Source organism: Clostridium fessum (genome assembly GCF_027698965.1).
Lineage (GTDB): Bacteria > Bacillota > Clostridia > Lachnospirales > Lachnospiraceae > Otoolea > Otoolea fessa.
On the sequence record NZ_JAQEQF010000002.1, the window covers coordinates 74409 to 94824 of the forward strand.

The window sequence follows — 20416 nt, forward strand, 5'->3', positions numbered from 1 at the left end:
ACTGGGTGTTTGCTGTCTGCGGACTGCGAGACGGTCATGTTTGTTCTGCTAAATTCGGTCACAGGTAAACATGTGCAGCGAAATGCGTGTACAGGGAAATGCGAAAACGTAGAAACAAAGAGGTAGGTGTATACATATGAGTTTTCTTTCTTATTTAATCAATGGCATCAGTCTGGGAAGTGTCTATGCGATCATTGCACTGGGCTACACCATGGTTTATGGCATCGCGCGTATGCTGAACTTCGCACACGGCGATATCATCATGGTAGGCGGTTTCACAGTGTTTACGATTGTCACAACGATGGGCGGTTCTCCGGTTGTGGGTATTCTGGCTTCGGTGGTTGTGTGTACAGTGCTGGGCGTTACGATCGAGCGAGTTGCATACAGACCGTTGCGTGACGCGTCCCCGCTGGCAGTTCTGATCACCGCGATCGGTGTCAGTTATCTGCTCCAGAACGTGGCGCTTCTGATTTTTGGTTCCAATGCGAGACAGTTTACATCAGTTATTACTGTACCGGCATTAAAGCTGGCTGGTGGCAAGCTTTCGATCTCCAGTGTCACGATCGTGACGATTTTAAGCTGTATCGTGATTATGGCTGCCCTGATGGCATTTATCAATAAGACGAAAATGGGACAGGCGATGCTGGCGGTTTCTGAGGATCGCGGTGCGGCAACCTTGATGGGTATCAATGTAAACCGCACGATCTCCGTAACCTTTGCGATTGGTTCCGCTCTGGCGGCAGTAGCAGGCGTGCTGCTCTGCTCGGCGTACCCGTCCCTGTCTCCGTACACCGGTTCCATGCCGGGTATCAAGGCATTCGTGGCAGCGGTATTTGGCGGTATCGGTTCGATCCCGGGCGCATTTATCGGCGGTATCCTGCTTGGTATCATTGAAAACCTTGCCAAGGCGTATATTTCCTCCCAGCTTTCTGACGCGATCGTATTCTCTGTCCTGATTATCGTGCTTCTGGTCCGCCCGACCGGTATTCTCGGCAAGAAGATGACGGAGAAAGTATAATAGAGAAAATTATACGATGGTTCATGCCGGGGACTTTTGAAACGGAAAGTGCCGTGTGAAAACAAGATGGTGCATGAACTGCAATAAGCAAGAGAAAGTGCAGGTGTTTAAAATGAATGCATATAAAAATAAAATTCGGATTCAGAATGCGATCACATATGCGATTGTAATCGGCTGTTACATTCTGATTCAGATTATGATGGCAGGCGGCCATGTAAACAGTCTTTTAAAGGGTATTCTGGTTCCACTTTGTACCTATACGATTTTGGCGGTTTCCTTAAACCTCACGGTTGGTATCCTCGGTGAGCTGAGTCTGGGTCATGCCGGATTCATGTGTGCGGGTGCGTTTTCAGGTGCATTTTTTAATCATGCCATGAAAAATCTGATCGCAAGCAACCAGGTACGCTTCATTCTGGCGCTCTTTGTCGGTGCGGCGGTAGCAGCGGTATTTGGTATCCTCATCGGTATTCCGGTTCTGCGTCTGAAAGGAGACTATCTGGCGATTGTAACGCTGGCATTCGGTGAGATCGTTAAAAATATTATCAATGTTCTGTACGTCGGCATCGACGGAAACGGAATCCACGTTTCCATGAAAGATGTAGCTTCCTTAAAGCTGGCAGCGGACGGTCAGGTGATCATCAAGGGTGCACAGGGTATCACAGGTACACCGAAGACGGCGACCTTTACGATCGGCATTATCCTGGTACTCCTGACCCTGTTTATTGTATTGAATATCATCAATTCCCGGACAGGCCGTGCGATCATGGCGATCCGCGACAACCGTATTGCGGCAGAGTCTGTGGGTATCAATATCACGAAATACAAACTGATGGCATTTACCATCTCTGCTTCCTTAGCCGGTGTGGCAGGCGTTCTGTACGCACACAACCTGGCGACGCTGGCAGCGACCCCGAAAAGCTTCGGTTATAATATGTCCATTATGATCCTTGTATTTGTGGTTCTGGGCGGCATCGGAAATATCCGTGGTTCCATGATCGCGGCGGTTATCTTAACCCTGCTTCCGGAGATGCTTCGAAGCCTCAATAATTACCGTATGCTGATTTACGCGGTCGTCCTGATTGCAATGATGCTTTTGACCTCCAGCCCGAAGGCGATCGAGGTCCGCGAGCGCATCTTTTCATCATTCCGGAAAAAGAAGACAGAAGGGGAGGCGTAAATCATGGCAATGCTGGATGTAAAAAATTTAAGTATTTCTTTTGGCGGTCTGAAAGCGGTCGATGATTTCAGCATCACGATAGAAAAAGGACAGCTCTACGGTCTGATCGGACCGAACGGCGCTGGTAAAACGACTATTTTCAACCTTTTGACGGGCGTGTACAAGCCGGATGGCGGACGGATTCTGCTGGATGGAAAGGACATTACCGGTCACAAGGCAATCCAGATCAATCAGGCAGGCATCGCGAGAACCTTCCAGAATATCCGTCTGTTCAAGGAGCTGAGCGTGCTTGACAATGTAAAGGTTGGTCTTCACAACCATCATAAATATTCTACGCTGAGCGGCATTCTGCGTCTTCCGTCCTATTACAAGGTTGAGAAAGAGATGGATGAGCGCGCAATGGAACTTTTGAAGGTGTTTGACCTCGACAAAGAGTTTGATTATAAGGCATCGAACCTCCCATACGGCAAGCAGAGAAAGCTGGAGATCGCCAGAGCGCTGGCGACCGAGCCGAAGCTTCTGCTTCTTGACGAGCCGGCAGCCGGCATGAACCCGAATGAGACGGCAGAGCTGATGAAGACGATCCGTTTCGTGCGCGATCATTTTGATATGACCGTACTTCTCATTGAGCATGATATGAAGCTGGTCTCCGGTATCTGCGAGCGCCTGACGGTCTTAAACTTCGGTCATATGCTGGCAGAGGGACCGACCAGCGAAGTACTCAGCAATCCAGAAGTTATCAAAGCATATCTGGGAGAATAGGGGGAAGTTTCGTATGTCAATGCTGGAAGTAAAAGATTTACAGGTATATTATGGTGTGATACAGGCACTCAAGGGAATTTCCTTTGAGGTAGAACAGGGCGATGTGGTAGCGCTGATCGGTGCCAACGGAGCCGGAAAGACGACGACGCTTCACACGATCACGGGTCTGCTGCCGTCCAAGGCAGGCAATATCACATTTGAGGGAACGGATATTACCCATGTACCGGGCTATAAGCTGGTATCAATGGGAATCGCCCACGTGCCGGAGGGGCGCCGTGTGTTCGCTTCCCTGACGGTTCTTCAGAACCTGAAAATGGGTGCGTATACGAGAAATGACAAGAAGGAAATTGAAGATACGATCGAAATGATTTACAAGCGTTTCCCGCGTCTGAAAGAGCGCAAGAACCAGCTTGCCGGAACTTTGTCCGGCGGCGAGCAGCAGATGCTTGCGATGGGACGCGCCCTCATGAGCCACCCGCGCCTGATCGTTCTCGACGAGCCGTCGATGGGTCTGTCCCCACTCTATGTTAATGAGATTTTCGATATTATCCAGGAAATCAACAAGGACGGAGTGACCGTTCTTCTGGTCGAGCAGAATGCGAAAAAAGCGCTCTCCATTTCCAACAAAGCATATGTGCTTGAGACGGGCAATATCGTTCTGAGCGGTGATGCGAAAGAACTGATGAATAATGAGAGAGTGAAGAAGGCTTATCTGAGCGAATAAAAATGTTCTGTGAGCCGGAGCTTTCCAAATGGGAATATTCATAACCCCCTTATGGTCTGAATACATTGTATCAGCAGACCAAGGGGGTATTTTTATGGATCATTTTAATGTATACAGCGATATCCAGGCGCGAACCGGCGGCGAGATCTATATTGGGGTGGTTGGTCCGGTTCGGACAGGGAAATCGACCTTTATTAAGCGCTTTATGGAACTTCTCGTCCTTCCGGGGCTGGAAGATGTCCATGCCCGCGAGCGCGCCCGGGATGAACTTCCCCAGTCTTCGGCGGGGAAAACGATCATGACAACGGAACCGAAATTTATCCCTAAAGAGGCGGCAAAGCTCTCGCTTGGGGACGGTGTGGAGGTGCGGGTCCGCCTGATCGACTGCGTCGGTTTCATGGTGGAGGGCGCTGCCGGTCATATTGAAAACGAGAAAGAACGCATGGTGCGGACGCCGTGGTATGAGGAGGAGATCCCATTTACAGCGGCAGCCGAGCTGGGAACGCGCAAGGTCATCACGGATCATTCGACGATCGGGCTTGTGGTTACGGCGGACGGCAGTTTCGGGGAGTTGAAACGGGAGAATTATGTTCCGGCGGAAGAGAAGACCGTGCAGGAACTGAAAAAACTGGGAAAGCCGTTTCTGGTGCTTTTAAACTCGCAGAAACCATATTCGGAGGAGACGCGGGCGCTGGCAGCCCGGATGACCGAAAAATATGAGGTGCAGGTGCTCCCAGTCAACTGTGAGCAGCTGCGCGCCGAGGATATCCGGGAGATTCTGGGGCAGGTGCTTCTGGAATTCCCGGTCACGGAGATCGATTTTTCGATTCCGAAATGGCTGGAGATTCTGCCAAACAGCCATTGGCTTAAATCGGAGGTCATACAGGCAGTCCGGGGGATGATGGATCGGACGGTACATATGCGCGATGTGGCGTTGGCGCTGCCGGAGGAAACCGGGGAAGCGATCCGTCGGATCCGGATTGTATCAATGAAAATGGATGATGGCAGCGTTCAGGCGGTGGTCGAGCTGGACGACGGGCATTATTATCAGATCCTCAGCGAGTATGTGGGAATGCCGATCGAGGGCGAGTACCAGCTGATGCAGACCTTGAAGCGGTTGGCGTCGATGCAGAGCGAGTATGAAAAGGCATCCGTGGCGCTCACGCAGGCGCGCAAGAAGGGCTATGGGGTTGTTACGCCGGAACGCGGGGAGATCGTCCTCGATGAGCCGCAGGTGGTGCGCCACGGCAATAAATATGGAGTCAAAATGAAAGCGCAGGCGCCGTCCATCAATCTCATCAAGGCGCAGATTGAGACGGAGATCGCGCCGATTGTGGGAAATGAACAGCAGGCAGAGGATTTGATCCGATACATCCGGGAGAATGCCGGAAAAGGTGAGGAAGGCATCTGGGAAACCAATATTTTTGGAAAATCAATCGCCCAGATCGTCGATGACGGGATTCAGGCGAAGATCTCCCAGCTCACTGAGGACTGCCAGGTGAAGCTGCAGGATACGCTGCAGAAAATCATCAATGACAGCAATGGGGGGATGATCTGTATTATTATATAATAGAATAGGTCTGGCTCTTGTTGGGAAAATGGTGCGTTGTCTGGAATGGGAATGTGGGACAGATAAGGTGATTTTATGAAAATTTTATCGAAACTTTATCGGGGAAATTGCAAAATTGTCAGAAATCAGTTATAATGAGGCTAATAGCAAAAACACTTTCCGCAAGGGGTATGCGGAAACATAAACGACAGAACAGGGGGCTGATTTTATGAGGCTTACATTTATCGGTGCGGATCATGAGGTTACAGGCAGCTGTCATTTTCTGGAGGCATGCGGGCTGAATATTCTGATTGACTGCGGTATGGAACAGGGGATCAACAAGTATGAAAATGCAGAACTTCCGATTCCGTATTCGGATGTGGACTATGTGTTGGTGACGCACGCCCATATCGATCATGTGGGATTGCTTCCACTTATCTATGCGAGGGGATTCCGCGGACAGATTATGGCGACGCGCGCGACCTGCGATCTGTGTGATATCATGCTGAAAGATTGCGCCCATATCCAGGAGTCAGAAGCGGAGTGGAAAAACCGGAAAGCCATGCGTGCCGGAAAACCGGAGGTGACACCGATTTACACGATGAACGATGCAGAAGGGGTACTGCATCACTTTGTCCCTTGCAATTACAATGAGATTATCCGTCTGAATGACAATCTGGAGATTCGGTTTGTCGATGTGGGACATCTGCTTGGTTCGGCTTCGATCGAGATCTGGATGAAGGAAGACGATTGTTCCAAGAAGATTGTATTTTCAGGTGATATCGGTAACAAAAACAAGCCGCTCATCCGCAGCCCGCAGTACATCCGTCAGGCGGATTATGTTGTCATGGAGAGTACTTACGGCGGTCGGTTCCACAAGAATACAGGCGATCACGTGGAAGAATTTGCCCGCGTGATTCAGGAGACGCTGGATAAGGGCGGCAATGTCGTGATCCCGGCATTTGCGGTCGGCAGAACGCAGGAAGTGTTGAATTACATCCGTATTATCAAGGAGAAGAACCTTGTAACTGGGCACGGCGTATTTCCGGTTTACTTAGACAGCCCGATGGCGGTGGAAGCGACCGGCGTGTTCAAGGACAATATGATGGATTGCTACAATGAAGAGACGAAGGAGCTGGTAAAAAAGGGCATCAATCCGATTTCTTTCCCGGGTCTGCATCTCTCGATCACCAGCAGCGATTCCGTTGCAATCAACTTCAACGAGGAACCGAAGGTTATCATCTCGGCAGCCGGCATGTGTGATGCGGGTCGTATCCGCCATCATCTGAAACACAACCTCTGGAGACCGGAGTGTACGATTTTGTTTGCTGGCTATCAGGCAGTCGGCACACTGGGACGCAGCATTATTGAGGGACGCGAGGAAGTGAAGCTGTTCGGTGAGTCGATCGAGGTCAAAGCACGGATCGAGAAGATCGAGGGCATCAGCGGCCATGCGGACGAGACCGGGCTTTTGGAGTGGGTTGGCAGTTTTATGGAAAAACCGTCCCAGGTCTTCGTGGTACACGGCGATGACACAGTGTGCGATGCATTTGCAGAGACGGTCAAGGAAACTTACGGCATCAATGCGATGGCTCCGTTCTCCGGCAGTTCCTACGACCTGAAAGAGGGATGCTTCGTGACTGTTACGAAGGGTATTCCGATTCAGAAACCGGCAGTGAACGAAGCAACGAAGAAAGCGGCTGGTGTATTTGCCCGCCTGCTGGCAGCCTGCGACCGCCTGCGCCGTGTTGTTATGCATAACGAGGGCGGGGCGAACAAAGATTTAGCACGTTTTGCCGACCAGATCAACTCGCTCTGCGATAAGTGGGACCGCTAAGCTTCAATAATAGACATAAAGGAGATTTCTGACTTGAAAGTAACTATATACACAGACGGCGCCGCCCGCGGCAATCCAGATGGTCCGGGCGGATTTGGAACCGTCATTCACTATGTAGATCCGGCAGGAAAACTGCACACGAAAGAGATTTCCGGCGGCTACAAACGAACTACGAACAACCGTATGGAGCTGATGGCAGCTATCGCCGGTCTCGAGGCGCTCAACCGCCCCTGCGAGATCGAACTCTATTCAGATTCCCAGTATCTCGTCAACGCTTTTAACCAGCACTGGATCGAGGGTTGGATCAAAAAGGGCTGGAAACGCGGCAAAAATGAGGAGGTTAAGAATGTGGATCTATGGAAGCGCCTGCTCGCTGCCAAGGAACCCCATCAGATTTCATTTTTCTGGGTGAAGGGGCATAATGGGCATCCGGAGAATGAGAGATGTGACTTTTTGGCTACTTCGGCGGCGGATGGGGACGAGCTGATGGTGGATCCGGGGGTATAGCTCGTTACTGCTCACACATGTGTGCCCAGTAACAGGAGTTTGCCGATGCTTCGCATTCCAAATCGGCAAAATCTGCATCCGGAACTGTATTGTACGGAATTTTCAGTTCAGAAAATTCCTACCTGTGAGCAGTTACTATAACAACCCTTACGATATGTTTACATCTTTCGATCATCTATTTTCAAACCGTCTTAAATGTGCTATTTTAAAATTATCAAGTGAACAGGAATAGCAAAGGCGGTTGAGAGTAATTTGAAAAATAAAGGAATGATCGCTGCCCTCGGTCTGATTCTGGTGCTGGGGATTGTGACGACGGCGGCAACGCGGCGTTATATCCGGGAGCAGGCGGGAAGTGAGAGAAGTCTGACGGTCGGACCGGAGGCGATGTATGAGGCGGAACCATTTGCGGCGGAAGCAGCGGAAAATGGTCTGGCGGAGGATACGCCGGAGCCATCTTCTAAAAAAATGACGCATGCGGAAAGCGTGGGGACAGAAGATAGAGCCTGTATGCAGGCGGAAGGAGATGTTTCTGTCCAGTCTTTAGGTGAACAAAAGGAAAAACGTGCAGATAATCGGGCGGCTGCTAAGGCGGCAGAGAAGCAGAGCGCGGGCGATGAGTCGGATCATTCTGTGAATACAGGGGCGGTTGTGTCCCCGGTTGAAAATGGAATTGTATCTCCTGCGCGAGGCGCGTCCTCCGGGACAGGTGCAGGCTCGGACCGGACAGCGGAAGATTACCGGAACCGGCTGGGCGAGATCGAGAATACGATTCAAAACCTGGAAAATTCGGGAAGTGCGAATACGACCGACGCGATGCGGGAGGCGGTTGCGTATGAGTACCGGCTCTGGGATGCCGAATTAAATCAGATTTATCAGGCAATCATGGCGGTGCTTCCAGACGAGGAGACAGACACGCTGCGTGGTCGGGAACGCAGATGGATCCGGGAACGTGATACGGCGGCGAAACAGGCGGCGGAGCGTTACAAGGGCGGCACGATGGAAAATGTCGAGTACACGGCGTCGCTGGCAAATTCAACGCGGGATCGGGCGTATGAGCTTTTGGATTTGTATGAATCGTATCTTCCGGCAGAGTAGTGAAAAAAATTAGAAAATGGGACTTTTGCGGCATATAGAATTGTGGTAAGGGTCCCATTTTTGCACACTTTTTGTACACTTTTTGTACCGATAAACCTCTTGCGAAATGTAAATTCCTATGATAGGATATAAAGAATGAGGAAAATTTTACTTAAATAGAAGTAACTATAGGAGGAAGCAACGTGAAAAAATACGGTGTGAACGAACTTAGAAAGATGTTCTTAGACTTTTTTGAGAGCAAGGGACATCTGGCAATGAAGAGTTTCTCTCTGGTTCCGCATAATGATAACAGCCTTCTGCTTATCAACTCTGGTATGGCTCCGTTAAAGCCATATTTTACGGGTCAGGAGATTCCGCCGAGAACAAGAGTATGTACCTGTCAGAAATGTATTCGTACCGGCGATATCGAGAATATCGGTAAGACTGCCCGTCATGGTACCTTTTTTGAGATGCTTGGCAACTTCTCCTTCGGTGATTATTTCAAAGAGGAAGCGATTCACTGGTCCTGGGAATTTTTAACCGAGGTTGTCGGACTTGATCCGGATCGCCTCTATCCGTCTGTGTTCGAGAGCGATGACGAGGCATTTGATATCTGGAACAAAGAGATGGGTATTCCGGCAGAGCGTATTTTCCGCTTTGGCAGAGAGGATAACTTCTGGGAGCATGGCGCTGGTCCGTGCGGTCCGTGTTCTGAGATTTACTATGACCGCGGTGAGAAATACGGCTGCGGCAAACCGGGATGTACGGTAGGCTGTGAGTGTGACCGTTACATGGAGGTATGGAACAATGTATTCTCCCAGTTTAACAACGACGGTCACGGCAACTACACCGAGCTGGAGCACAAGAACATTGATACCGGAATGGGTCTGGAGCGTCTGGCAGTGATCGTACAGGATGTAGATTCCCTGTTTACGGTTGATACCAACAAAGCTCTGTTAGACCGTGTCTGCGAGCTGGCACATACCGAATATCAGAAAGATCATGAGACCGATATTTCTCTGCGTATTGTAGCGGATCATATCAAGTCCTGCACCTTCATGATTTCCGATGGCATTATGCCATCCAACGAGGGACGCGGATATGTTCTGCGCCGCCTTCTGCGCCGTGCAGCACGCCATGGCAAAAAACTTGGCATCGAGGGTGAGTTCTTAGCAGCTCTGTCCCGCACCGTTATCGACCTTTCCAAGGATGGTTATCCGGAACTGGAAGAGAAGAGCGCGATGATTTTCAAGGTTCTTTCGGAGGAAGAGGATAAGTTCAACAGGACCATTGATCAGGGTCTTGCGATCCTTGCTGATATGGAAGAAGATATGAACAAGAAGGGCGAAAAAGTGCTGTCCGGCGACAACGCATTCAAGCTCTACGATACCTATGGATTCCCGATCGACTTAACCCGTGAGATTCTCGAGGAGAAGAGCCTCGGTATCGATGAGGACGGCTTCAACGCAGCGATGAAACGCCAGAAAGAACAGGCGAGAGCGGCGAGAAAGACGACTAACTATATGGGCGCGGATGTTACGGTATACCAGTCCATCGATCCGGCTATTACAACTGAGTTTATCGGCTATGATCGTCTGACAGCGGAATCCGAGATTTCCGTTCTGACGACCGAGGATGAGATTGTAGAGGCACTGACTGACGGTCAGACTGGTACAATTATTACCAAGGAAACCCCGTTCTACGGAACCATGGGTGGCCAGGAGGGTGACTTCGGTCAGATTACCGCTCCGGACGGCTCTGTGTTTGAAGTAAAAGATACCATTCATTTACAGGGTGGCAAGATCGGTCATGTCGGTGTTGTAGTAAAGGGTATGTTCGAGGTGGGAGAAAAAGTAACCATGTCGGTTGACAAGGAAAACCGTGAACTGACTTCCCGCAACCATTCCGCAACTCATCTGCTTCATAAAGCGCTGCGTACCGTACTTGGTAGCCATGTAGAGCAGGCTGGTTCCCTGGTAACCCGTGACCGTCTGCGTTTCGACTTTACTCATTTCTCTGCGATGACTCCAGAGGAGATAGAGAAGGTTGAAAAGATTGTAAATGATGAGATTGCAGCATCCCTGCCGGTTGTAACCGATGTTATGTCCTTGGATGAGGCAAAGAAGACGGGCGCGATGGCACTGTTTGGCGAGAAGTACGGCGAGAAAGTCCGTGTTGTCAAGATGGGGGATTTCTCCACCGAGCTTTGCGGCGGTACGCACGTATCCAACACAGGCACAATTGCATCCTTCAAGATTCTCTCTGAGGCTGGTATTGCAGCAGGCGTCCGCCGTATCGAGGCGCTGACCTCCACCGGTTTGATGAACCACTACAAAGAGGTAGAGAATGAGCTGCATGAGGCGGCGAAACTGGCAAAGACCACTCCGGCGGCACTGAGCAGCAAGATTGAGTCCATGTTAGAGGAGATCAAGACTCTGCACGCAGAGAACGAGAAGTTAAAAAGTAAGCTGGCGAACGACTCTCTGGGCGATGTTATGAACCAGGTACAGGATGTAAACGGCGTGAAGCTGCTGGCAGTTGAGGTTAAGGATGTAGACATGAACGGTCTGCGTAATCTGGGCGATCAGCTGAAAGAGAAGCTGGGCGACGGCGTTGTTCTGATTGCATCTACTCTGGATGGCAAGGTAAGCCTGATGGCTTCTGTAACTGACGGTGCGATGAAGAAGGGTGCACATGCTGGAAACTTAATCAAAGCAATCGCAGGTCTTGTCGGCGGCGGCGGCGGTGGCCGTCCGAACATGGCACAGGCTGGCGGAAAGAATCCGTCTGGTATTGCAGCAGCCCTTGAAAAAGCGGCAGAAGTAGTAGCAGAGCAAGTAAAATAAAAAAATCATAAAAAAATGTAAAATGTTGTTGACGTATCATTTTTTTATGATATAATCTTTTTAGTGCTAAAAAAATACCCATACAGTTGTATTAATATGCACTTATTACACAACTGGAGGGAGGTTAGGTGTGAGCTATGTCAAATGTAATCGTTAAAGATAACGAGAGTCTGGACAGCGCTTTACGCAGATTCAAAAGAAACTGTGCTAAGGCTGGTATCCAGCAGGAGATTCGGAAAAGAGAGCATTACGAGAAACCGAGCGTTCGTCGTAAAAAGAAATCCGAAGCTGCTAGAAAACGCAAATACAATTAAGTAACGCAAAAGTCCTGGTTTTCATATGAACCAGGACTTTTTTGTGCAATAGGAGAAAGAGAAGAAATGCGATGTGGCGGATGATGGAGTGAGGGGCATGAGAGAGAAGCAGGAAAATGAGAGACGGGGAAAGGGATTGAAACAATATATTGCGGATCGGCGCCTGGCAGCAGTCAGCCTTGTGCTGGGTGTTTTGATGGGGCTGATGATTCTTCTGGGAATCCGTTACAGCCGCAATGAGCTGATTTACCGGACGGCGGGTCAGTTTTTGGGACAGTTGGCGGGCTGGGTGGTGTGTATGACGGTGATGGTCTGGGCGATTTGTGTGGGACTGGATGCTTTGGGGCGTGGCTGGCCTGAGATACGGGATTTTCAGTTCGGAAAATTCCTGCCTGTGAACAGTTGCCAGAAACGGACGCAAGCACGGAGGGGGAAAGACTGCGAAGACCAGGGAAGCAGCCGCGATGTGGAAAGCCAGGGACGGGAATCGAAACAGCGCGCAGCGAAAAATTCGGATTTGGGGACATGGCTGAAATGGATGTTTCTCTCCTGGTGCGTCTATCTTCCGGTTTTTCTGGCGGTTTATCCGGGCATTTATTCTTACGATGCGTCCGCGCAGCTCCTTCAGTTTTATGGAAAACTGCCGCTGACAACTCACCATCCATTAATTCACACGCTATATCTGGGACTCTGCATGAAGATTGCGGGGCGTCTGTTCCATACCTATCAGGCAGGGATGGCGCTGTATGCGCTGTCGCAGTCGTTTTTTATGAGTGCGGTCTTTTCCCTGTGTCTGTGCCGGATGAAAGCGCGGCGGGCACCGCGATGGATCTGCGTCGCTTCGTGGACGTTCTGGATTCTGAATCCGTATCTGACGGTCTTTTCCTTTGTCACGACGAAGGATGTGCTCTTTGGCGCATTTTTCCTGCTGGCATTTGATACGGCATGTTGTCTGGCGGAGGATCCGGAGCATTTTTGGCGGGGAATGTGCCAGAAGAAAGAGGATTTGGATAAAGAAAGAGAGCTGGATAAAGAGAAAAATCCGAACGGAACAGGTTCTCGGAAAGAAGTGGGAAAGTCGGGTGATTGGCTGCTCTTTTTTGTGAGTGTGTTTTTCATGTGCCTGTTCCGAAATCAGGGAATCTATGTGTTCCTGTTTTTTGTTTTGGCAGTCTGCCTGTTTTTACGAAAAAAAGTGTATCGCAGAAACTGGTTTATCGGGGCATCTCTGCTGGTGGCAGCTTTATGGTATGTTTTATCCGGTCCGATTCCAACGGCGTTCGGCGTGGGAAAGGGCGATGCGAGGGAGATGCTGTGCGTGCCGATGCAGCAGCTGGCGCGCATGTATCATGAAGTTCCGGAGGAATTGACGTCGGAGGAAAAGGAATATATCGAGACGCTGATTGATCCGCAGGCGCTCAGTGAGTATGTCCGTGTCAATGCGGATCCAGTGAAAAATGGGTTTCATACGGAAGTGATGCAGGCAGATATGGGACGTTTCGTGCGGACCTGGGCGGAAATCGGGAAGCGCCATCCGGATATCTATCTGGATTCATTTCTGATGGGAAACTGGGGGTACTGGTATATAGGAGACAATCAGTACTGGATCAGCTATATTTTATACGACGGGGCGTACCTGGAAGATGATTTAAATATCCTGCATATCACGCGGAACAGCCATTTTCAGGCGCTTTCGGACTGGCTGAGGGAGGCAACGCTGACACCGGCATTCCAGTCGGTTCCGATGCTGTCGGTGCTTCTCAATCAGGCATTTCCGTTCTGGCTGATGCTGTTTGCGGCAGGATTTGCAGTCTGGAAGCGCCGGGCGTATGAGATCCTTCCGATGATGCTTCTGCTGGGCTGCTGGGGAACGCTTCTGCTGGGACCGGTGGTTTCCCTGCGGTATGCATTGCCGTTGATTTACTGTGTGCCGCGGCTGCTGGAAATGATAGTGGGTTTGACGGGAAAACGGTAAACGGCATAGTTTCTGCTTTCCTACATATATTAGATAATAACAATGAAATAGGCGGTAGGCGCTTGTTTGGCAGACAGAAAAAAGCGATCGTTTCGGCGCTCCATCTGCCGGAGGACGTCGTTCTCGGAGAGATGCTTCTGTATTTTACCGGCAGTCGGGCGGCTGTGGTGGAAAATTACAGGAGCATTCTCTTTTTTTCCGACGAAATGCTGCGGCTGACGGGAAAGAACACCCGGCTTACTATCAAGGGGAAGGGGCTTTCGATTGAGTATTATGACCGCGATAATCTGCGGGTCACGGGGCAGATTGTGTCTGTCGAATTTGGGGTGCTGTGAGGAATGAGTATGGCGAAGGTAAGACACCTTCTACATGGGATAGTGCGGCTTAACATGCGCGGCACCTCCCCGGAGAGATTCCTGAATCTCTGTACACTGGCAGGTTTAAATGTCTGGCAGGTAAAAAAAGAGCAAGCAAATCTGCTGTTTTATATGGAAATCCGCGATTTTAAGCGGTGTGCGCCACTGGCAAGAAAAGCGGGAGTCCGTCTGCATATCGTTGAAAAGCGTGGGCTGCCGGTGTTTCTCTGGCGGAACCGGAAACGGAAAGGGTGGGCGGTCAGCTTCGTCCTTTTTTTTCTGTTATTATTGTTTCTGGCACAATTTATCTGGGAGATCGACTGGAGCGGAAACCGGCGTTATACCGAAAGTGAGCTGAATCATTACCTCCAGACGCTGCAGATTGAAGAGGGAATTCCCAAGAAGCGGATTTCCTGTGCGAGGCTGGAGGAAGAACTGCGGGAGTCATTTGAAGATATCACCTGGGTGTCGGTGCGCCTGCATGGGACGCGCCTTTCCATCCGCCTGCGGGAGAGCGAGGTTCCGATCCGGCAGGAAGTGGAGTCCGGCGAGGCGTGCGATCTGGCGGCGGCATCAGACGCGCGGATCACGTCGGTAGTCGTCCGGAGCGGAATCCCGCTTGTGCAGGCGGGAGATACGGTGGAAAAGGGGCAGCTTCTGGTGTCGGGAACGGTGCCTATCACAGATGATGGAGGCGAAGAAATTTCCTCTTACCGGGTGCGGGCGGATGCGGATATATATGGGATCCGGGAGCGGGTCGGGAGAAAGGAGCTTCCGCTCTGGAGGGAAATGCGGACGGAAACGGGAAAGAAACGATACGGAATTGCTTTGGAAGCAGGAACACACACATTTTACTGGAAAATTCCAGAATTTTATGATATGATAGAACATACATTCGATATGGCGGAGCAGTGGGGCTTTTTCAGACGAAGCAGGCGGATGAAACCTGCCTGGACGATCCGGACGGAGTACCGGAAATTGCGGCTCCCGCTTGATTTTTATCTGCCGCTTTCTGTCGGGTGGAGTGAGTACCGGGAGACGTCTGTCTGCGAAAAAAGGTATACAGAACCAGAGCTTGCGGCGCTGTCAGCGGCATTTCAAAAGGAGACGGAAGAAAAATTGTGCGAAAAAGGTGTACATATTATGGCAAGTGATGGTAGAATACTAATAAATGGCGGAGTCTGCCATTTTGAGGTACGGCTTCAGACGGAGGAGCCGATTCAAGTTGTGACACAAGGAGAACAGCAAAGGAATGAGCATAATAGAGACAATGATTGATATTCCGATGGAGCATGAGCGGAATGTATGCGGACAGTTTGACGCGTATCTGAAAAAGATTGAGCGGACGCTGCACGTGACGATGATCACACGCGACGGCGCGCTGAAAATCATCGGTCCGGAGCAGGCGATCCGGCAGGCGAAGAGTGTGTTCAACAATCTGTTAGAGCTTTCCAGGCGCGGCAATACCATTACCGAGCAGAATGTTGATTACGCCCTGTCGCTGTCCTTCACGGAGAAGGACGATCAGATTCTCGAGATCGATAAGGATATCATCTGCCGGACGATCACGGGCAAGCCGGTCAAACCGAAGACGATGGGACAGAAACAGTATGTGGACCTGATCCGCAAGAAGATGATTGTATTTGGCATCGGTCCGGCGGGTACCGGAAAAACGTATCTGGCGATGTCGATGGCGATACAGGCATTTAAGAGTGGCGAGGTAAGCCGGATCATCCTGACGCGTCCGGCGATCGAGGCGGGGGAAAAACTGGGTTTTCTGCCGGGCGATCTGCAGAGCAAGATCGATCCGTACCTGCGTCCGCTTTACGATGCGCTGTATCAGATTATGGGGGCAGAAAGTTACCTGCACAATTCTGAGAAGGGCTTGATTGAGGTGGCGCCGCTTGCGTACATGCGTGGTCGTACCCTGGATAATGCGTTCATCATTCTCGATGAGGCGCAGAATACGACCCCGGCACAGATGAAGATGTTCCTGACACGTATCGGCTTTGGTTCCAAGGTAATCGTGACGGGCGACCAGTCGCAAAAGGATCTGCCTGCCGGGGCTACGTCCGGACTGGATACGGCGATTCATGTACTCAAGAAAATTGACGATATTGGTTTCTGCTATCTGACCAGCAGCGACGTAGTCCGCCATCCGCTGGTACAGAAGATCGTAGAGGCATACGATGCGTATGAGAAAAAAGATGCGGATGCGTCCCGCGGTTTCCGGAGAAATAGTTCCGGGACGCGTGACCGGAAAGATGGAGGAAGAAAGAACAGATGACAATCCAGATCGAATATGAAGCAGAGCGGGAGTGGGAGATAGATTACCGTCCGATCATCGAGGAGATCGTGGTTGCGGCGCTTGATTATGAAAAATGCCCGTATGAGGCGGAGGTCAATGTAGTCCTGACAAATGATGAGGAGATTCATCGTATTAATAAGGAATTCCGAGGAATCGACCGGGCAACCGACGTCCTCTCTTTTCCGATGGGTGATTACGATGTGCCGTCCGATTTTGAACGGTTGGAAGAGCAGTCAGAGGACTATTTTAACCCGGAGACGGGCGAACTTCTTCTGGGCGATATCGTGATCTCGATCGACAAGGTAGACGAGCAGGCGGAGAAATACGGTCATTCTAAGGAGCGCGAACTGGCGTTCCTGGTGGCACACAGTATGCTGCACCTGTGCGGTTACGATCATATGGAAGATGACGAACGCCTTGTGATGGAGAAAAAACAGGAGGAAATCCTGGCTGGCAAAGGGTATACGCGCTAAAAGCAAGGAAAAGAACCGGAGGGAAAGGGGAGAGCCCATTCGGGAAATGAGGCATATGGGGATGTGATGGGGGAAGTACGGAATGAAAAAAAGCAGTTGGAAAATAAGGGCACTGGCACTGACTCTGATGGCAGTCTGCTGGCTGTCAGGCTGTTCGGCTCACAAAGAAATATCGGTAACGGCAACAGAGACACAGGAGGAGACACGTGAGCTGTCCTTAAATACGGAGCCGGAGGCCGAAACGCAGCCGGAAGCAGAGCCGGAGGAACGCTGCGAAAAAGACGGGAAGATACAGAGTTATCTGACCGGGGAATGGACGGATGTCGCAAAGGCGAACCGCCGTCCGCTCGCAATCATGATGAGCAATGACAAGGCGGCGCTTCCGCAGTATGGCATTAACCATGCCGGAGTGGTCTATGAGGCACCGGTGGAAGGCAGCATGAACCGCTATATGGCACTGATAGAGGACTATGACGATCTGGACCGGATCGGTTCCGTCCGGAGCTGCCGCCCATACTATACTTTTTTTGCAAGGGAATTTGAGGCGGTCTATGCACATTATGGGCAGAATACGTTTGCACTTCCGTATCTGGAGCAGATGGAACATTTAGATGGAATCAAAGGCAATGGGGCATCTGCGTATTTCCGGACCAAGGATCGGAAGACCCCGCACAATGCCTATGCATCGGGACCAAAGCTGCGCCAGGCGATCGAGGCGAGCGGTTATGCGGATGCATATCTGGAGAGCTATGAGGGGCATTATACTTTTGCGCCGGAGAGTGCGCCGGTGTGCTTTGAGGATGGTATCGCAGCGGCCAAAGTAGTGCCAGGTTATCAGTTAAGCAATCCCTGGTTTGAGTATCACCCGGAGGACGGGCTGTACTACCGGTATCAGTATGGCGGTCCGCATATGGGAGATGAAGGACAGATAGCGGTTAAAAATATTATTTTCCAATACTGCTTGTGGAAATATTATAAACCAACGGAATATCTGGATATCGATGTCCATACACCGGCGACGGGGTATTATTTTACAAATGGACACGGCATTCTGATTCGTTGGGAAAAAGACGGCGCTTACGGCGTCACAAAGTATTACGATATGGACGGTCAGGAAATCAAGCTGAATCCGGGCAAGACCTGGGTCTGCATCCTTCCGAATGACCGTATGGATAAGGCGGAATTCTATGGAGAACAGACGGAGTAGAAGAAAACCCGGAATGCGGGAAGAGACAGAAAGAGAGATAATCAGCCGGCAGCGCACGGCAGGACGTAGAGAAGAAGCAGCCGGAGGCAGCCGGGAAAGTGCGGGCAGAAGCCGTAACCGGTCAGGAAGCAGCCGGAAGCCGGAAGCGGTTCCGGTGAGGAAAGAAAATTTTGTCATTCAGGGTACGATCCTGGCAGTTGCCGGTATCATTGTGCGTCTGATCGGTATTCTGTACCGCGTTCCGATGACGAATATCATCGGCGATGAGGGCATGGGATATTATTCGACGGCATTCAACGTATATAATATCATGCTGATCCTTTCATCGTACAGTCTGCCTCTGGCGGTGTCGAAGATGGTAGCGGCCCGCCTTGCGAAAGGGCAGTACCGCAATATGAACCGTGTTCTGCGGGCGGCGCTTGTCTATGCGACGGTCGTAGGTGGTCTGGCATGCTTTATTACCTGGAATTTTGCAGGCTTTTTTGCAACGACCTTGTTTAACACGCCGTTCTGCGTGTATGCACTCCGCACACTTGCGCCAACGATCTGGATCATGGCGTATCTGGGCGTACTGCGCGGTTATTTCCAGGGACATGGAACGATGATTCCTACGGCGATCTCCCAGATCCTGGAGCAGGTGGTCAACGCGATTATCAGTGTGATGGCCGCCAGCGTCCTTTTCAAGGTGGGACTGGATACAGCGAAAGTATATGGAAAAGATGGATATGCACAGGCATTTGGCGCGGCAGGCGGTACGATCGGCACAGGAAGCGGCGCGTTTGCAGCCCTGTTATTTGTGCTGGTATTGTTTTTACTCTACCGTCCGACGGCAAAACGGCGGATTGCCAAGGATCGGAGCGGTAGTGTGGATTCCTACCGTCAGATTTCGAGAATCTTCTTCTTTACCGTTATTCCGGTTATCGTAAGCTCGGGTGTTTACAATATTAACTCGGTTATTGACAACGGTATCATGGCGCACGGCATGGAGTCGCTGGGACGCGGCAAAGAGTTTTTAGCCCTCTGGGGTATCTACAACAACAAATATATGCTGCTGGTACATGTCCCGCTTGCGATGGCGAACTCACTGTCCTCGTCGCTGATTCCTTCGCTGTCCGGTGCAATAGCGCGTAAGGACCGAATGGCGGCGATTGAGAAGACAGCCCTTGCGATCCGGTTTGCTATGCTGATTGCGATTCCGTCGGCGGTGGGGCTGACGGTACTTTCAGCGCCGGTCAATAACCTGTTATTCCGGGGCGGCAACAATGCGGAAGCGATCCGTATGATGATGATTGGCGCTTCAGCCGTTATCTTCCTGTCGCTTTCGACGGTTACCAATGCAATCTTACAGGGACTGAACCGGATGAATGTTCCGGTGCAAAACGCCCTGATTTCGTTGGCATTACACGTGATTGCGCTGTATATTATGCTGATGATCTTCAATATGGGTATCTACAGTATGGTATTTGCAAGTATTTTATTTGCGCTCTTTATGTGCATTTTAAATGCGATCGCGATCCGCAACACACTCGGTTACCGCCAGGAGATGGTCAAGACCTTCCTGCTGCCGGCGATCAGCGCAGCATTTATGGGCGCGGCGGCATATGGCGTGTACCGTGGGGTTACGCTGGTGATCCACAGCAATGTGCTGGGAACGCTGCTGGCGGTGCTTGTGGCGGTCGCGGTATATGGCGTGCTTCTTATCAAGCTGCACTGTATCGAGGAAGATGAGATGTATTCAATGCCGATGGGACGGAAACTCACACGCATCTGCCGGAAGCTGCATCTGATGTAGGGTTAGAAATTTAGTTATGATTAAAATTTAGAAAAAAGTGAATAATAAGGATACACAACAGGAGGTATCCTTATTATGAGAAAATATCAGGGAATACTGTTTGCGGCGCTTTTTTGTTTTGCAATGCTTCTGCTTCTGGCGGCAGGGCTCTGGTGGTACCGTCCACGGCGGGCGGAACCGGTACCGGGGCGCGTGTATGAGTCAGAGCGGATGCCGGAGAATAATGCGGTTCTGAACCCGGAACCGGAAGTGGCGGAGAAACAATCCGGCTATTGTCTGACGGCGGAGGATGGGATGCTGCTTATCTTTGACGGAACAAGCGGCGAAGTCTGTTTCCAGACCCATATGCCGCTCTCAGAATTTTCCGTGGAAGAACAGGAAAAACTGCTGGAAGGAGTCTGGTTCGACACAATGACGGATGTGTTTCACTATCTGGAGTCTTTCAGCAGTTAGATGTGATTATAATACAGTCAAAAAACAAAGAAGAAAGTCCGCGT

18 protein-coding genes are annotated in these 20416 nt (G+C 50.8%); all 18 read left to right on the plus strand.

Annotated features, from left to right (window positions below; all coding sequences use genetic code 11):
- Window positions 1–136 precede the first annotated feature (136 nt).
- The gene (locus tag PG862_RS03040; protein ID WP_117795313.1) at window positions 137–1018 is read left to right on the plus strand and encodes a branched-chain amino acid ABC transporter permease; all 882 of its coding nucleotides are present in this window, start codon (window positions 137–139) and stop codon (window positions 1016–1018) included.
- A gap of 112 nt (window positions 1019–1130) precedes the next feature.
- Complete coding sequence (locus tag PG862_RS03045) at window positions 1131–2195, plus strand: branched-chain amino acid ABC transporter permease (protein WP_118293682.1); 1065 nt, start codon at window positions 1131–1133, stop codon at window positions 2193–2195.
- A 3-nt stretch (window positions 2196–2198) separates the two neighbouring features.
- Window positions 2199–2957, plus strand: coding sequence for an ABC transporter ATP-binding protein (locus PG862_RS03050; protein WP_022359705.1), 759 nt, complete (start codon window positions 2199–2201; stop codon window positions 2955–2957).
- A 13-nt stretch (window positions 2958–2970) separates the two neighbouring features.
- Window positions 2971–3681 carry an ABC transporter ATP-binding protein gene (locus PG862_RS03055; protein ID WP_022359704.1) on the plus strand — a complete coding sequence of 237 codons (711 nt, stop codon included), beginning with the start codon at window positions 2971–2973 and terminating at the stop codon, window positions 3679–3681.
- Window positions 3682–3775: 94 nt separating this feature from the next.
- Window positions 3776–5251 carry a stage IV sporulation protein A gene (spoIVA, locus tag PG862_RS03060; protein ID WP_106999830.1) on the plus strand — a complete coding sequence of 492 codons (1476 nt, stop codon included), beginning with the start codon at window positions 3776–3778 and terminating at the stop codon, window positions 5249–5251.
- A gap of 208 nt (window positions 5252–5459) precedes the next feature.
- A complete protein-coding gene (locus PG862_RS03065) occupies window positions 5460–7067 on the plus strand; it encodes an MBL fold metallo-hydrolase RNA specificity domain-containing protein (RefSeq protein WP_117795317.1) in 1608 nt (535 codons plus the stop codon).
- Between the two features lie 33 nt (window positions 7068–7100).
- Complete coding sequence (gene rnhA / locus PG862_RS03070) at window positions 7101–7574, plus strand: ribonuclease HI (protein ID WP_022359619.1); 474 nt, start codon at window positions 7101–7103, stop codon at window positions 7572–7574.
- A 252-nt stretch (window positions 7575–7826) separates the two neighbouring features.
- A complete protein-coding gene (locus tag PG862_RS03075) occupies window positions 7827–8669 on the plus strand; it encodes a lysozyme inhibitor LprI family protein (protein WP_270706454.1) in 843 nt (280 codons plus the stop codon).
- Window positions 8670–8851: 182 nt separating this feature from the next.
- Window positions 8852–11494, plus strand: coding sequence for an alanine--tRNA ligase (alaS, locus tag PG862_RS03080; RefSeq protein ID WP_022359620.1), 2643 nt, complete (start codon window positions 8852–8854; stop codon window positions 11492–11494).
- Between the two features lie 137 nt (window positions 11495–11631).
- Window positions 11632–11808, plus strand: a complete 177-nt coding sequence (gene rpsU / locus PG862_RS03085; RefSeq protein WP_003504099.1) for a 30S ribosomal protein S21 — start codon at window positions 11632–11634, stop codon at window positions 11806–11808.
- Between the two features lie 97 nt (window positions 11809–11905).
- A complete protein-coding gene (locus tag PG862_RS03090) occupies window positions 11906–13783 on the plus strand; it encodes a DUF6020 family protein (RefSeq protein ID WP_270706455.1) in 1878 nt (625 codons plus the stop codon).
- 62 nt (window positions 13784–13845) lie between these two features.
- On the plus strand, window positions 13846–14118 hold the full coding sequence (locus tag PG862_RS03095; protein ID WP_118293687.1) for a YabP/YqfC family sporulation protein: 273 nt from the start codon (window positions 13846–13848) through the stop codon (window positions 14116–14118).
- Window positions 14119–14127: 9 nt separating this feature from the next.
- A complete protein-coding gene (locus PG862_RS03100) occupies window positions 14128–15417 on the plus strand; it encodes a sporulation protein YqfD (protein WP_182426207.1) in 1290 nt (429 codons plus the stop codon).
- Entirely contained in the window at window positions 15392–16426 is a 1035-nt protein-coding gene (locus tag PG862_RS03105; RefSeq protein WP_270706456.1) for a PhoH family protein, read from the plus strand. Before PG862_RS03100 ends, PG862_RS03105 begins: the two co-directional genes overlap by 26 nt.
- Window positions 16423–16920: an rRNA maturation RNase YbeY gene (gene ybeY, locus PG862_RS03110; RefSeq protein WP_022359625.1), complete on the plus strand. Its 498-nt coding sequence runs from the start codon at window positions 16423–16425 to the stop codon at window positions 16918–16920. Before PG862_RS03105 ends, ybeY begins: the two co-directional genes overlap by 4 nt.
- Window positions 16921–17002: 82 nt before the next feature.
- On the plus strand, window positions 17003–18127 hold the full coding sequence (locus PG862_RS03115) for a DUF3048 domain-containing protein (RefSeq protein WP_270706458.1): 1125 nt from the start codon (window positions 17003–17005) through the stop codon (window positions 18125–18127).
- A complete protein-coding gene (locus tag PG862_RS03120; RefSeq protein ID WP_270706459.1) occupies window positions 18108–19919 on the plus strand; it encodes a putative polysaccharide biosynthesis protein in 1812 nt (603 codons plus the stop codon). The genes PG862_RS03115 and PG862_RS03120 overlap by 20 nt, the downstream gene beginning before the upstream one ends.
- 75 nt (window positions 19920–19994) lie before the next feature.
- Entirely contained in the window at window positions 19995–20372 is a 378-nt protein-coding gene (locus tag PG862_RS03125; protein ID WP_106999838.1) for a hypothetical protein, read from the plus strand.
- Window positions 20373–20416 lie beyond the last annotated feature (44 nt).